Consider the following 14,062-nt stretch of genomic DNA (forward strand, 5'->3'; position numbering starts at 1 on the left):
GTCCGTGTGGTGCGGGCCGGGCATCGTGTCGGCGGGTAACAGGTAAATGGCCGGTGACCACGGGTGCGGTTGTGATGCCTGTCGCCCACCCCGCGTCGGTTTGGCGACACGCCGCATCGGGCGGCTAGGGTCGTCTGCGTGACTGGGTCGGGTGGTGCCGCTACGGCGAAGCAAGTGGGGACACCGGGCGATTCTGCCGCCGGAGGTGCCCCATCGGGTTCGTTGCGCGCCTGGCAGCGGCGCGCGCTGACGAAATACCTGGCCACCAAGCCGCGTGACTTCCTCGCGGTCGCGACACCCGGCGCCGGTAAGACCACCTTCGCGCTGCGGGTTGCCGCGGAGTTGCTGGCCGATCGCACGGTGGATCAGATCACCGTCGTCGCCCCGACCGAACACCTCAAGCACCAGTGGTCGGCCGCCGCCGCGCGCACCGGGATCCAGCTCGACTCACGGTTCTCCAACTCCACCGGCGCGACCTCGGGCGACTATCACGGCGTGGTCGTGACCTATGCCCAGGTCGCCGCCCACCCCACCCGGCACCGTGTACGCACCGAGAACCGGCGCACGCTGGTGATTCTCGACGAGATCCACCACGCGGGCGACGCCAAGACCTGGGGCGAGGCGACCGAAGAGGCGTTCGGCGACGCGACGCGCAGGCTCGCGCTGACCGGAACCCCGTTCCGCAGTGACGATTCGAAGATCCCGTTCGTCACCTACGAGCCCGACGAAGGTGGTTTCCCGCGTTCGCGCGCCGACCACTCCTACGGCTATGCCGACGCGCTCGCCGACGGCGTCGTGCGTCCGGTGGTGTTCCTGGCCTACTCCGGCGACGCGCACTGGCGCGACAGCGCGGGCGAGGAGCACACCGCCCGGCTCGGCGAACCGCTGAGCGCCGAACACACCGCCCGGGCCTGGCGCACCGCACTCGATCCGGCGGGCGACTGGATCTCGTCGGTGTTGCGCGCGGCCGACATGCGCCTGCGTCAGCTGCGCGCCTCCGGCATGCCCGACGCGGGCGGTCTGGTGATCGCCACCGATCAGGAACGGGCCCGCGACTACGCCGAACTGCTCGAACACATCTGCGGCGAGCGGCCGACGGTGGTGCTCTCCGACGATCCGCAGTCCTCGCAGCGCATCGGTGAGTTCGGCAAGAGCACCCAGCCGTGGATGGTGGCGGTGCGCATGGTGTCGGAAGGTGTCGACGTGCCACGGTTGGCCGTCGGCGTGTATGCCACCAGCGCGTCGACGCCGTTGTACTTCGCGCAGGCCATCGGCCGTTTCGTGCGTGCCCGCAAGCCGGGGGAGACCGCGAGTGTGTTCCTGCCGTCGGTGCCGGTGCTGCTGGACCTGGCCGCGCAGCTCGAGCTGCAGCGCGATCACGTCATCGGCAAGCCGCATCGTGAGAAGGACGGCCTCGACGATGAGCTGCTGATGGACGCGAACAAGGCCAAGGACGAGCCCGGTGAGGACGAGAAGTCCTTCGTCGCGCTCGCCGCGGACGCCGAACTCGACCAGGTGATCTACGACGGATCCTCCTTCGGCACCGCCACGATCGCGGGCAGCGACGAAGAAGCCGACTACCTCGGCATCCCCGGTCTGCTCGACGCCGACCAGATGCGCGCGCTGCTGCGCGACCGGCAGACCCGCCAACTCGCCGACCGAAGCGCCGCCCAGGAGTCCGCCCCCCAGCCCGCGGCCGTCGCCGAACGCGTCGCGACCTCCGACAAACTGGGCGAGCTGCGCCGCGAACTCAACAGCCTGGTCGCCATGCACCACCATCGCACCGGCAAACCGCACGGCGTGATCCACGGCGAGCTGCGCCGCGAATGTGGTGGTCCGCCAACCGCATTGGCCAGTGTCGATCAATTGGGCGAGCGCATCGCGGCCCTGCGCCGACTCTGAGAGATCCCGCCGACGGGTCGCCCTGGCCGTAGCCCCCTGTCCGGCCGTTCGCCGATCACGCGGCTCCACTAGCGTGTCGCGGCCGCCAGTGTCTGCATGGCACTGTCGACGGCGATGTTCAGTTCGTCGGGCCCGACGCCGTCTCTGGCCTGGATCGACAGGCCGTAGAGCACAGTGCTGAAAAGCATGGCGAGCGAAGCGGTGTCGGTGCCGGGGGCGAGGTCGCCCTCGGTGATGCCACGGTCGAGCCTGGCGTGGATGTCGGCCGTGGTGCGGCGGCGGGCTTCGACCAGGAATTCGCGGACCGCGGCATTTCGGGTGGTGTAGGTCGCGCCGGCGAGGACGACCATGCAGCCGTGCGGAAGGCCGGGGTCGGTGTAGATGGGGATGTTGTCGCGCAGCATCGCCTCGATCGCGGTGTAGGCGGTGGGTTGCTCGCGCAGCGCCCTGGCCGTGTGGGAACCCTCGCTGCGGCCGTAGAGCTCGACGGCCGCGCGGAACAGGGCTTCCTTGTCGCCGAAGGCGGCGTAGAGGCTGGGGGAGTTGATACCCATGGCGGCGGTGAGGTCGCTCATCGAGGCGCCGTCGTAGCCGCGTTCCCAGAACACCTCCATCGCCCGGCGCAGCGCGACCTCACGGTCGAAGCCCCGGGGACGCCCGCGTTCTGCCATGCGAAACCTTTCTGTGCCGATCGGTAAATATACCGCGCCGAGCTGGGGTCGCGCCGCCCGCCCGCTATTTCTGTGTCGATCGATAAGAAACTCTTGACGGCTGGGTGTGGATGCGCTTGTCTATTTGTGTATCGACCACTACAAAATTGGAGCGAGCCTGATGACGAGCAGTAACACTGTGGCCCTGGTAACCGGCGCGAGCCGTGGGATCGGCGCGGCCATCGCCCGCGCACTGGCCGCCGCGGGCACCGATGTGGCGTTCACCTACCAGCGCGACGAGGTCGCCGCGAAGGCGGTCGCCGCCGACATCGAGGCGCTGGGCAGGCGGGCGCTGCCGATCAGGGCCGACAGCGCCGATGCCGCACAGGTCGTCGCCGCCGTCGAGCGGACCGCGCGCGAACTGGGTGGCCTCGATGTGCTGGTGAACAACGCGGGCATCTTCCCGGCCAAGCCCTACGAGGAGTTCACCCTCGACGAGATCGACCGCGCGCTGAACATCCACGCACGCGCCGCCTTCGTCGCGGGCCAGGCCGCGCTACCGCACCTCGGCGAGGGCGGCCGGATCATCTCCATCGGCTCCAACCTGTCCGAGCGCGCGCTCTTCGGCGGGCTGGCGCTGTACAACCTGAGCAAGTCGGCCCTCAACGGCTTCACCAAAGCCCTTGCGCGCGAACTCGGTCCGCGCGGCATCACCGTCAACCTCGTCCAGCCGGGCCCCACCGACACCGACATGAACCCGGCGGCCAGCGACCACGCCTCGACCCAACGAGAGTTCAACGCCCTCGGCCGGTTCGGTGCCGCCGCCGATGTCGCCGACCTGGTCACCTTCCTCGCCGGACCGTCCGGCCGATCGATCACCGGCGCGATCCTCACCGTGGACGGTGGCACCAACGCCTGAGTGGGGCTGATGGGCACCTGGCTGTGGTGCGCGTCCACCGGCAGGCCCGGGATGTCCCGGCTCAGGAGGCGGGCACGAAGAACTGGGTCGGGTCGAGCGTGTTGATACTGGTCCAGCGCGGTTCCTGCGCGGGCAGATCGGCGTCGGTGGTGGCGTCGAAGTAGCCCTGCAATTCCAATGCCAGGCGCGGATTCTCGTCGACCTTGCGGGCGATCGTGTACAGCGTCGCGAACACGTGCACGCAGCGCGCGGTCCGTGCCGAGCAGGAGCAATCGGTGCTCACCAGGGTCGGTGCGGGGGAGTGACCCGCGTCGAGCAGGGCTCGGTGCATCTCGTCGGTGAGGACGGTCGGGTCGGTGATCGTGTGACCGATCGCGGTCACCGCCGCCCGCGACAGCGGTGCCACCTCCACATGCGCGATCGAGGCCTGACCGCCGCGATGCAGGTGCGCGCGCACGGTGTGCCCCTGCGTCTCGATGCGGACACCGTCGTTGCGGGCGATGCTGCGGGCCCGGGGCAACAGGGGTTCGGGACGGGTCTGGCGCAATGGTTCAGCCAGCCGGACCCAGTCCATTCCCCATGGGGTGTAACCGAATTCGTTGTCGGCCATCAGTTCTCTCGCTTCCGGCGCAGGATGTCGACGAGGGCATCGTCGTCGAGGCGGGCCAGCTCGGCGATGCCCGCGGTATCGGACAGGTCCGTCAGCGCGGACTTGCGGGTGTGCATCGCCGCGATGTGTTCCTCCACCGTCGTGGCGCTGGTGAGCGTGGTGACGGTGACGGTGCGGGTCTGCCCGATCCGGTGCGCCCGGTCCGAAGCCTGCGCCTCCACCGCCGGATTCCACCAGCGATCGAAATGGATCACATCGGCCGCGCGGGTGAGGGTGAGGCCGGTGCCCGCGGCGCGCAGGCTCAGGATCAGCACCGGCGGTCCGTCCGGTGCCTGGAAGCGGGTGACCAGGTCGCCGCGCTGGCCGGCGTCGAGCCCGCCGTGGAAGAACGGCGCCTGGATCCCGAACTGCTCGGCCAGGTGACGAACCAGCAGGTCGCCGGTCTTGCGGTACTGGGTGAAGATCAGCGTGGGATCACCGGTATCGAGGTTGGTGGCCACGATGTCGGTACACAGGTCGAGTTTGCCGGAGCGGCCGGCAAGTTCGCCCAGGTCGCCGGCGACCAGTCCGGGGTGGTTGCACACTTGCTTGAGGTGGGTGAGCGCGGCGAGCACCCGTCCCTGTCGTTGCAGGCCCGAGCCGAATCCCTCGTCGATGGCCTCGGCGAGCACCGCGTCGTACACCCGTTCCTGCTCGGCGGTGAGATCGCACAGCAGATCACTGTGGATCTTCGCGGGCAGCGACGCGGCCACCTGAAGTTTCTTGCGTCCAAGGACAACCGGCTCGACCGCATCGCGCAGCCGGGCCGCCGCCGTGGCCGAACCCTCCTCGATCGGCCGGACGAACCTTCGCCGGAACTGCGTTCTATGCGCGAACAGTCGCGGCACGGTGAGGTTGAGCAGCGCGAACAGTTCGTCGAGGTGGTTCTCCACCGGCGTGCCGGTCAGCGCGACCTTCGCGTCGGCGGTCAACGCGCGCGCCGCCCGCGACACCTGGGTGCGCGGATTCTTCAGCGCCTGCGCCTCGTCGAACACCACGGTCGCCCACTGCTCACCGGTCAGCCCCGCACCGTGCAGCCGCAAGGTCGGATACCCGGTCACGACGACCGTCCCCGCCCCGGCGGACACCGCACCACCACGCCACGGCACCGGCTTCAGCCCCGGCGCGAACCGTTCGATCTCGTGCACCCAGTTGCCGACCAGCGAGGTCGGACACACCACCAGCTGCGGCCCGTCGGCGCGCCCCTGGAGGAACCCGATCGTCTGCACCGTCTTGCCGAGGCCCATCTCGTCGGCCAGTACGGCCCCGCCGTACGCCGAAACGGTCTCGCGCAACCACCCCACCCCACGCACCTGATACGGCCGCAGCGTGGCATCGAGAACCCCCGCCAGCTCCCCGTCCAGCGCCTGGGTCTCGCACAACACCCGCGCCGCTCGTTCGGCGGAGACGATCGCGGTACCGACCGCATCGGGCACCGCGTGCGCGGCGGTGGGCAATCGGGCGGGCCGTTCGTCGGTCATCAACGCGCGCCAGGCCAGCGCGGACGGGGCGAGGTCGCCGACTGTGGCGTCGGCCAGTTCGGCGGGTGTGACCACGGCGGTCGACACCTCGACGGGCTCGATCGCGCCGCGTTCACCCACGGGCAGCGCGAGGGTGAGCTGTTCCGGATCGCCGATTCCCGCCGGCGCGGCACCGGCGTCGTGCCCGGTCCACGTCCACAAGGCGAACAGGTGACGGTCGGGAAGGTAGGTGGCCTCGATGGCGGGCAGAACGTTCTCCTCTGATCGGGAAGCGCGAACAACCGAACAACGTACACTGTACTGAGTTTGTTCCCGAACGCTCGGACAAGTTCCGGAGAGGACGGCTCGTGCCCGCCGACGAGGACGCGAAATCCACCGCACAGGCCACCCAGATCCTCGAATTGCTGTGGCGCCACGCCTTGCCGCCCAAGCCGGGCGCGCGTGGTCCGAAACCCGGTCTCACCGTGGACGATGTGGTCGCGGCCGGCATCGCACTGGCCGACCGCGACGGTATCGGCAAGCTGACGATCCGGGCGGTCGCCGCGGAACTCGGCCTGCGCGCGATGAGCCTCTACACCTACGTCCCCAGCAAGGACGCCCTGATCGTGCTCATGGTCGACGCCGTCGCCGCCGCGGACACCCCGATCCCGGTCGACCTGCCGGTCCGGGAACGCATGATCGCCATTGCCACCCAGATCAGGGCCGAGCTGATCGAGCACCCCTGGCTCCTGGAAGTGTCGCCGTGGCGTCAGGTACTCGGCCCGGCCAGGATGTGCCGCTACGAACGTCAACTGGCCGCGATCGACGGCGTCGGCCTCGACGATCTGGCCATGGACCGCGCGATCGCCGTGCTCACCGACTTCGCCACCGGCAATGCCCGCCTCGCCATCGCGGCCGCCGGAGCCGCGGCGCAACTGAGTGACGCGCAGTGGTGGGAGGTCAACGGCCCCGTGCTGGCCCGGGTGATGCCCGCCGAGGAGTTCCCGCTCGCCGGGCGGGTCGGAACCGCCGTCGGCGAGCACTACCAGGCTCCCGCCGACCCGGACGGTGCGTTCGGCTACGGCGTGGTCACCCTCGTCGACGGCATTCTCGCCGACGCCTGATGGGCGCTGCCGCGTCAGCTGCGCACGGCCGGGGCGAAGGCGGAGATACGCCTGAACAGCGGCGATATCCGGATACAGCAACAGCGGGCGCCCTGTTCGGGTCGCCCGCTGCTGGGAGTTTTCGGTTGTCAGATGTGGTTGTTTCGGACGCGAGGAGTGGTCAGATCGCGGGAGCTTCGTCCGTGTTGATCACGGCTTCGAGTTCGCGCAAGCGGTCCATGTGTTCATTCGCGTGGTGCTGGCAGAAGAGCAACTCGCCACCCGCGGGAAGCACGGCACGCACTCGGGCAGCCGCCCCGCAACGATCGCAACGATCGACAGCGGTCAGTGGGGTGCTGGTCAGGGTTCCTGGCATGACTCCTCCGTCCCGGCTCCCGGCGCTGCGTGGCCGTTCGCCTAGGTGTGGGCCTCGTGGTCACTCCACGCGGCTCGCGTCCGCTACTTCCCAGCAGTGGTACGACTACTCTGTCAGACGTTCGGGGTTCAGGCTTTGTTCCCGGAAGTGAATCTTTGTGTTTTCGATAACAGACCTGCGGTTTCGCTGAAAGCGAACACCCACCGGTCGTCTGATTCGAGCACCCACCGATCACCCGCGAAGCGCTGATGCCACCTCCCACTCGATCCTGATACTCATCAATATGTCGCTCGCTGCGGTGTTGCTCGCTACGCACGGGGCGCACCACCGAACCGGGCCGATCATGTCGAGTTGTGACAGGGTCTTGACCGTCCGAACCTGTTGTCTACCCGGAGGTTACCCGTGACATCCGACACTCACACGCTTGTTCACCTGTGTTCTTCCCAAGAATGGGAACAAGCCCGCGGCGCGGGCGAGCGCAGGCCGCCGTCGCTGGCCGACGCGGGCTTCGTCCATCTGTCCACCCCGGAGCAGGTCCACCTGCCCGCCAACCGGCTCTTCGCCGGGCGCGCCGACATGGTCGTGCTGTGGCTGGACCCGGCGGCGTTCACCGGCGAGGTGAAGTGGGAGCCGGGTGTGCCGAGCGACCCGTCGTCGATGCTCTTCCCGCACCTCTACGCCCCGCTGCCGGTCGCCGCGGTGCTCGCCGCGCAGCCGTACCTGCCCGGCCCCGACGGCGTGTTCACCACACCGCGCCGGGACGGAGTGGCGTAGACCACAATCGACGCCGGGCGCGGCTACTGTTGATGAGGTGAACGTCGACGTCACAGCGCTACCGGGCATCGGAGTGCGCAAGGATTTCGAAGTCAGGTCGGGGCGCCGCGTCGGGGTGGTCGCCCACCGCGACGGTGACATCGATCTGATCGTGTCCAAACCCGACGACCCGGACGCCATCGCGGCGCAGGTGCCGCTGTCCACCGACGAGGCGTCGGTGCTGGCGAACCTGCTCGGCGCACCGCAACTGGTCGCCAAACTCAACGACGACCACCGCGATCTGCCGGGCATCACCACCCGCCAGCTGGCCATCGTCGACGAATCACCCTATGCGGGACGAACCCTCGGCGAGACGGGCATGCGTACCCGCACCAAGACCTCGATCGTCGCGGTGATGCGCGCCGGTCAGCTCCACCCCTCACCCGGCCCGGATTTCACCTTCACCGAGGGTGATCTGCTCGTGGTCGTCGGCACCCCGGACGGCCTGGAAGCGGCCGCGAAGATTCTCATGCACGGCTGAGCGCCGTGACCTCGCAGGCCTTGGCGCTGCTCGAGCTCGGCGTGATCTTGTTCGCGCTGGGGATCTGCGGGCGAGTGGCGGGCCGGTTCGGGATGTCACCGATTCCGCTGTATCTGCTCGGCGGGCTGGCGTTCGGTCGCGGCGGGTTCTTCGAACTCGACGCCGCCACCGAGTTCGGGCACATAGCGAGCGAGATCGGCGTCGTGCTGCTGCTGTTGCTGCTCGGGCTCGAGTACACCGCCCCCGAGCTGATGACCGGCCTGCGGCGCTCCTGGGCGGCCGGAGTGCTCGACCTGGTGGCCAACGCGCTCCCTGGCGTCGCGGTGGCGCTGATCCTGGGCTGGGGTGTGGTCGGTGCCGTCGTGCTCGGCGGGGTCACCTACATCTCGTCGTCGGGGATCGTGGCCAAGGTGCTCGACGATCTGGGTCGCCTCGGTAACCGTGAGACCCCGGTGGTGCTGTCGATCCTGGTGCTCGAAGACCTCGCGATGGCGGTGTACCTGCCGATCCTGACCATGATGCTGGCGGGGCTGAGCCTGCTGAGCGGACTGATCTCGCTGGCGATCGCGCTCGCGACCATCACGGTGGTGCTCGTGGTCGCGCTGCGTTTCGGTCGGGTGGTCTCGGCGGTGCTCGACAGCGCCGATCGCGAAGTGTTCCTGCTCCAGCTGCTCGGCGCCGCACTGCTCGTGGCCGGCCTGGCCTCGGCGCTCAATGTCTCGGCCGCGGTCGGCGCGTTCCTGCTCGGCATCGCCATCTCGGGGTCCACCGCGCACGAGGCGGCGAAACTGCTGGAGCCGCTGCGTGATCTGTTCGCCGCGATCTTCTTCGTCGCGTTCGGCCTGTCGATCGACCCGGCCGCGATCCCGCCGGTATTCGGCTGGGCGGTCGCGCTGGCGGTGGTGACCACCGGCACCAAGATCGCGGTCGGCTGGTGGGCGGCGAGCAGGCAGGGAATCCGGCGGATGGGTCGCGCGCGGGCGGGCGCGGCGCTGGTGGCGCGCGGCGAATTCTCCATCGTCATCGCCGGATTGGCGGTCGCCTACGGCAAGGCCGATGTGAAACTGGCCGCGCTTGCCTCGGCCTATGTGCTGCTGATGGCGATCCTCGGGCCGATCGCGGCGCGCGTGGTCGAGCCGGTGGTCGAATTCGCCAGGCGCCGTTCGGATGTCGCGACGAGCTGATCAGTCGACGACGCGACGCGGCCAGGCGCCTGCACCGTCGTAACTCAGTTCCTCGGTGCGGTACTCCTGCTGTGCGGGCGGCGCGAACCGCGCGACCGGCGGTGTGGGCCTGACCGGTCGCGGCCGCGGACGGTGCCGGGAGGTGAGCCACATGCGCGGTAGCGCTTCCTCGTTCTCGATCTCGGTGAGGCTCACGCTGATCAACACGAGCATGGTGACGATGCTGCTCACCCCGATCAGCGGAGCCAGCAGTTCCATCGCCTCGGCGCCCGTCGCGGGCGCGGTCTGATGCCCGGTGTGGGCGTGCATCGACGCCATCCCGGTGTAGTGCATGCCGCACACGGCCACGCCCATGATCAGCGCAGCACCCACGGTGGCGAGAAAACCCTTGACGCGCAACGTGAACCACAGCGCCACGATCGAAGCCACCACCGCGATCACCATCGACAGTGCCACGATCGCCGGGTCGTATTTCACGGTCGCGCTGGACTTCATCGCGTACATGCCGGTGTAGTGCATGGTCCCGACACCGAGGCCGGTGATGGTGCCACCGGCGAGCAACGAGCGCAGAGTCGGCTGCGGCTTGTTGACCATGAACAGCCCGATCCCGACCACCACCATCGCGGTGATCGCGCTGCACAGCGTCAACGGGATGTCGTAGCGAATGTCGGCGCCGCGGATGGTGAAGCCCAGCATGGCGATGAAATGCATGACCCAGATGCCGGTTCCGCCGATCGCGATCGCGGCGCCGACGAGCCAGCCGACCCGTCCCTCGGCGGCATTGCGACCCCGAGCCGCGCACTGGAGCCCGAGCAGACAGCCCGTGACAGACATGAAGTAGGCGAGAACAGGGGTGATCCAGCCGTAGCTGAAGTGATAAATGTCGAGCACGCGCGAAAAACCCTCAATGCCGATACCGCAGACCTGAGGCGGTAGAACGAAAAACTGAACGTGACAATACGGTGAAGATCGCCAATCCGTGTCCTCCACAGTGCAATCCGGCAGTGTGGGGTTGATCACGAAACGATTACCCGTCCGTGAATTGGATAAACAGACCGCTGGGAATGTAGCGATCGAAACGAAAACGAGGCCCGTACCACCGAATCGGTGGTACGGGCCTCGTTTTTCGTAGAACCGTTAGTCGAGGTAGTCGCGCAGAACCTGCGAACGGCTCGGGTGGCGCAGCTTGCTCATCGTCTTCGACTCGATCTGGCGGATGCGCTCACGCGTGACGCCGTAGACCTGGCCGATCTCGTCGAGGGTGCGCGGCTGACCGTCGGTGAGGCCGAAGCGCAACCGCACCACGCCCGCCTCACGCTCGGACAGCGTCTCCAGCACCGACTGCAGCTGATCCTGCAGCAGAGTGAAGCTCACCGCGTCGACCGCGACGACCGCCTCGGAATCCTCGATGAAGTCACCGAGCTGGCTGTCGCCCTCGTCGCCGATGGTCTGGTCAAGCGAGATGGGCTCACGCGCGTACTGCTGGATCTCCAGCACCTTCTCCGGCGTGATGTCCATTTCCTTGGCGAGCTCCTCCGGCGTGGGCTCACGGCCCAGGTCCTGGAGCAGCTCGCGCTGGATGCGGCCGAGCTTGTTGATCACTTCGACCATGTGCACCGGGATACGGATGGTGCGGGCCTGATCGGCCATGGCGCGGGTGATGGCCTGACGGATCCACCACGTCGCGTAGGTCGAGAACTTGTAACCCTTGGTGTAGTCGAACTTCTCGACCGCGCGGATCAGACCGAGGTTGCCCTCCTGGATGAGATCCAGGAACGCCATGCCACGACCGGTGTAGCGCTTGGCCAGCGAGACCACCAGGCGCAGGTTGGCCTCGAGCAGGTGGTTCTTGGCCCGGTTGCCGTCGCGCACGATCCAGTTGAAGTCGCGGCGTGTCGTCACCGAGAGCTTCTCGCCCGCCTCGGCGAACTCGCGCATCTTCTCCGCGGCGAACAGACCGGCCTCGATCCGCTTGGCGAGTTCGACCTCCTCTTCCGCGTTGAGCAGCGCGACCTTGCCGATCTGCTTGAGGTAGGCGCGCACCGAGTCGGCGGAGGCGGTGAGCTCGGCGTCCTTGCGTGCTTGACGCAGCGCTTCGGACTCCTCCTCGTCCCAGACGAAATCACCGGAAGCCTTGTCCTTCTCGGACGGCTCCGCGGTCTCGGCGACATCGGCGGTTTCCTCGGCGACGTCTTCGACGACGACTTCCTCGCCGACGAGTTCGTCCTCGGCGACTTCGAGATCACCGAGATCGTCGACTTCGACCGACTCGTCGTCGAGCTGCTCCTCACCGCCCTCGCCCGAGGTCGCCTTCTTCGCGGCGGTCTTCTTGGCCGGAGCCTTCTTGGCGGCAGCCTTCTTCGCCGGCGCCTTCTTGGCTACGGCCTTCTTCGCCGGGGCCTTTTTGGCGGCGGCCTTTTTGGCCGGCGCTTTCTTGGCCGGGGTTACGGCGTCGTCGGCATCGGCGTCGGAGGCCGAGTCGGCGGTCTGACGGGTATTCGTGGCTACCACGTACGCCCTTTCGTGACGGTCTCGTGCGGCGTCACGCCAGAGTGGTTTTCCGGCGGAGCGGTCGGTCGGGTTGCACCGGCGATGCGTCGGCCGGGGGAAGTCGGCGCTCGTTCACCGACCTTCTCGCGACCGGCCGCGGCCGGAAGGTTTCACCGGCTCACCGCCGGACGTGTTCCATTGTAACGATCCAACCAGGGTACTCATGGCACGATGCCACCCAGGCGTTGCGTCGCAGGCCGCACCGGGCTACGGCGCGATGCCCGCATCGATGGCCATCGCCGCGCCGACGATACCCGCGGTGTTCTTCAATACGGCCGGAATCACGGGAGTTCGGTTGGTGAGCAAGGGAATCCACTGTTCGTGATCGCGGCTGATGCCGCCACCCGCCACGATCACCTTCGGCCAGAACAGGTCCTCGATGTGACGCAACACGCGACTCACCCGGTGCGCCCACTCGGGGTAGGTGAGCTCCTCGTTGTCCTTGACCGAGGCCGCGGCCAGATCCTCGGCGTCGACGCCCTCGATCTCGAGATGACCGAGTTCGGAGTTGGGCACCAGCACGCCGTTGTAGAGCAGCGCGGAGCCGATGCCGGTGCCGAAGGTGAGCAGCAGGGTCAGCCCGTCGAGGTCGCGCGCGGTGCCGTAGGCGTCCTCGGCCAGGCCCGCGGCGTCGGCGTCGTTGAGCACGGTGACGGCTCGCCCGCCCAGTGCCTCGGCGAACAACGCGCGGGCATCGGTGCCGATCCAGGCCTGGTCGATGTTGGCCGCGGTTCTGGCGTGGCCGTCGAGCACCACGCACGGCATGGTGATGCCGACCGGGCCTTCCCAGCCCGCCTGCGCGACCAGCTGGGCGACCGCCGCGGCGACGGCCGCGGGCGTCGACGGCTGCGGGGTCGCGATCTTGATGCGGTCATGGGTGAGCAGGCCGGTGGCCAGATCGACCTCGGCGCCCTTCACGCCGCTGCCGCCGATATCGATCCCGAATGCGTGCCCCCGAGTGGACATGGTTCAACCCCTTGCTGACGCGGTCGATGTGCCTGACAGACACCAGCAAGCAGAGTAGCGGTAGTCACCTCTCGCGCGAGGCGCCACGACATGTGATGCGATGGAGAGGTGCCCGAATACACCGAGCCCGAGACTTCGACCGCCCCCCTCACATCCGCCGATTACGAGCAGTTGCGGCGCCTCGCCGTCGAGCTCGCCGAAGCGGCCGCCGCGCATGTGCGCGCCCGCAGGCCCGAGGTGTTCGCCGACGGCGGACCCGTGGCGGGCGCCGTGACCACCAAGGGGCACGTCACCGATCCGGTCACCATCGTCGACACCGAATCCGAACAGCTGATCCGTGGGCTGCTCGCCGAGCGCAGGCCCGGCGACGCGATTCTGGGGGAGGAGGGCGGCGGCGATGTCGGCGCCACCGCGCCGGGCACCGTCACCTGGGTCGTCGACCCGATCGACGGCACCGTGAACTTCCTCTACGGGCTGCCCGGCTACGCCGTCTCGGTCGGTGCGGTGGTCGATGGCAAGCCCGTGGCGGGCGCCGTGGTCGACGTGGCCGCCGCGACCACCTACAGCGCCGCACTGGGCGCTGGATCGCACGCTGTGCGCCCGGACGGCACCCGCGTGACACTTCGGTGCAGTAGCGAGGATTCGCTCTCGGTGGCCCTGGTAGCCACCGGCTTCGCCTACGGCAGCGCGCGCCGTGCCCGCCAGGCGCAGCTGCTCACCGAGATCCTCCCGCGGATTCGCGACATCCGCCGCCTCGGCGCCGCCGCCATGGACCTGTGCCATGTCGCCTCGGGCAGGCTGGAGGCCTACTACGAGCACGGCCTCAACGCCTGGGACTGGGCCGCGGGCGCCCTCATCGCCGCCGAAGCGGGCGCGGTCGTCCACGTCCCCCCGGTCACCGTCGGTGGTGCCGCGGGCGAACTGACGGTCGTCGCCGCCCCCGGCATCGCGAAGGACCTCGACGAGCTACTCGACCGTGTCGGCGCGCCGACGGCCCTACCGGACTAGC

The 14,062-nt window shown here is 68.6% G+C and carries 14 protein-coding genes; 7 read left to right on the top strand and 7 right to left on the bottom strand.

The annotated features are described in order from the left end of the window. The first annotated feature begins 174 nt into the window (after window positions 1-174). Complete coding sequence (locus ACFWPX_RS31295) at window positions 175-1,902, top strand: DEAD/DEAH box helicase (RefSeq protein ID WP_378914906.1); 1,728 nt, start codon at window positions 175-177, stop codon at window positions 1,900-1,902. 68 nt (window positions 1,903-1,970) lie between these two features. Here the strand turns inward: ACFWPX_RS31295 and ACFWPX_RS31300 are convergent, their stop codons facing one another. After that, a complete protein-coding gene (locus tag ACFWPX_RS31300) occupies window positions 1,971-2,573 on the bottom strand; it encodes a TetR/AcrR family transcriptional regulator (protein WP_378931551.1) in 603 nt (200 codons plus the stop codon). 160 nt (window positions 2,574-2,733) lie between these two features. On the opposite strand from ACFWPX_RS31300, the gene ACFWPX_RS31305 reads away from it, so the two are divergent. Beyond that, window positions 2,734-3,471 (top strand): SDR family NAD(P)-dependent oxidoreductase, encoded by a 738-nt coding sequence (locus ACFWPX_RS31305; protein WP_378914864.1) that lies wholly within the window; start codon window positions 2,734-2,736, stop codon window positions 3,469-3,471. Window positions 3,472-3,532: 61 nt separating this feature from the next. Here ACFWPX_RS31305 and ACFWPX_RS31310 read toward each other — a convergent pair whose 3' ends face one another. Then, window positions 3,533-4,081, bottom strand: a complete 549-nt coding sequence (locus tag ACFWPX_RS31310; RefSeq protein WP_378931554.1) for a hypothetical protein — start codon at window positions 4,079-4,081, stop codon at window positions 3,533-3,535. Further along, complete coding sequence (locus ACFWPX_RS31315) at window positions 4,081-5,811, bottom strand: DEAD/DEAH box helicase (RefSeq protein WP_378931664.1); 1,731 nt, start codon at window positions 5,809-5,811, stop codon at window positions 4,081-4,083. Before ACFWPX_RS31315 ends, ACFWPX_RS31310 begins: the two co-directional genes overlap by 1 nt. 137 nt (window positions 5,812-5,948) lie before the next feature. On the opposite strand from ACFWPX_RS31315, the gene ACFWPX_RS31320 reads away from it, so the two are divergent. Continuing rightward, window positions 5,949-6,704 (top strand): TetR/AcrR family transcriptional regulator, encoded by a 756-nt coding sequence (locus ACFWPX_RS31320; RefSeq protein WP_378931556.1) that lies wholly within the window; start codon window positions 5,949-5,951, stop codon window positions 6,702-6,704. 160 nt (window positions 6,705-6,864) lie between these two features. Here the strand turns inward: ACFWPX_RS31320 and ACFWPX_RS31325 are convergent, their stop codons facing one another. After that, the gene (locus ACFWPX_RS31325; RefSeq protein ID WP_378914858.1) at window positions 6,865-7,059 is read right to left on the bottom strand and encodes a hypothetical protein; all 195 of its coding nucleotides are present in this window, start codon (window positions 7,057-7,059) and stop codon (window positions 6,865-6,867) included. A 402-nt stretch (window positions 7,060-7,461) separates the two neighbouring features. Between ACFWPX_RS31325 and ACFWPX_RS31330 the strand changes: the two genes are divergently transcribed. Genes ACFWPX_RS31330 through ACFWPX_RS31340 form a run of 3 tightly spaced genes read left to right on the top strand, consistent with a single transcriptional unit; the run spans window position 7,462 to window position 9,537 of the window. Further along, window positions 7,462-7,833, top strand: coding sequence for a DUF952 domain-containing protein (locus ACFWPX_RS31330; protein ID WP_378914856.1), 372 nt, complete (start codon window positions 7,462-7,464; stop codon window positions 7,831-7,833). 37 nt (window positions 7,834-7,870) lie between these two features. Beyond that, window positions 7,871-8,353 (top strand): cation:proton antiporter regulatory subunit, encoded by a 483-nt coding sequence (locus tag ACFWPX_RS31335; protein WP_378914854.1) that lies wholly within the window; start codon window positions 7,871-7,873, stop codon window positions 8,351-8,353. Window positions 8,354-8,358: 5 nt separating this feature from the next. Beyond that, a complete protein-coding gene (locus ACFWPX_RS31340) occupies window positions 8,359-9,537 on the top strand; it encodes a cation:proton antiporter (RefSeq protein ID WP_378914852.1) in 1,179 nt (392 codons plus the stop codon). Here the strand turns inward: ACFWPX_RS31340 and ACFWPX_RS31345 are convergent, their stop codons facing one another. From ACFWPX_RS31345 to ppgK, 3 genes are all read right to left on the bottom strand, one after another. Then, complete coding sequence (locus tag ACFWPX_RS31345) at window positions 9,538-10,428, bottom strand: MHYT domain-containing protein (protein WP_378931558.1); 891 nt, start codon at window positions 10,426-10,428, stop codon at window positions 9,538-9,540. It abuts the gene before it with no gap. A 246-nt stretch (window positions 10,429-10,674) separates the two neighbouring features. Next, on the bottom strand, window positions 10,675-12,048 hold the full coding sequence (locus tag ACFWPX_RS31350) for an RNA polymerase sigma factor (RefSeq protein ID WP_358187302.1): 1,374 nt from the start codon (window positions 12,046-12,048) through the stop codon (window positions 10,675-10,677). A 246-nt stretch (window positions 12,049-12,294) separates the two neighbouring features. After that, a complete protein-coding gene (gene ppgK, locus ACFWPX_RS31355; RefSeq protein ID WP_378914847.1) occupies window positions 12,295-13,053 on the bottom strand; it encodes a polyphosphate--glucose phosphotransferase in 759 nt (252 codons plus the stop codon). Window positions 13,054-13,161: 108 nt separating this feature from the next. Here ppgK and ACFWPX_RS31360 point away from each other — a divergent pair, with 108 nt between their 5' ends. After that, complete coding sequence (locus ACFWPX_RS31360; protein WP_378931561.1) at window positions 13,162-14,061, top strand: inositol monophosphatase family protein; 900 nt, start codon at window positions 13,162-13,164, stop codon at window positions 14,059-14,061. Window position 14,062: the final 1 nt, after the last annotated feature.

Origin of the sequence: Nocardia sp. NPDC058518, from assembly GCF_042719655.1 — a bacterium.
Taxonomy (GTDB): Bacteria; Actinomycetota; Actinomycetes; order Mycobacteriales; family Mycobacteriaceae; genus Nocardia.

Bases quoted from the DNA above. Each gene is read 5' to 3' on its own strand.
- ACFWPX_RS31300 (WP_378931551.1), bottom strand. From the start codon at position 2,573: ATGGCAGAACGCGGGCGTCCCCGGGGCTTCGACCGTGAGGTCGCGCTG.
- ACFWPX_RS31305 (WP_378914864.1), top strand. From the start codon at position 2,734: ATGACGAGCAGTAACACTGTGGCCCTGGTAACCGGCGCGAGCCGTGGG.
- ACFWPX_RS31310 (WP_378931554.1), bottom strand. From the start codon at position 4,081: ATGGCCGACAACGAATTCGGTTACACCCCATGGGGAATGGACTGGGTC.
- ACFWPX_RS31325 (WP_378914858.1), bottom strand. From the start codon at position 7,059: ATGCCAGGAACCCTGACCAGCACCCCACTGACCGCTGTCGATCGTTGC.
- ppgK (WP_378914847.1), bottom strand. From the start codon at position 13,053: ATGTCCACTCGGGGGCACGCATTCGGGATCGATATCGGCGGCAGCGGC.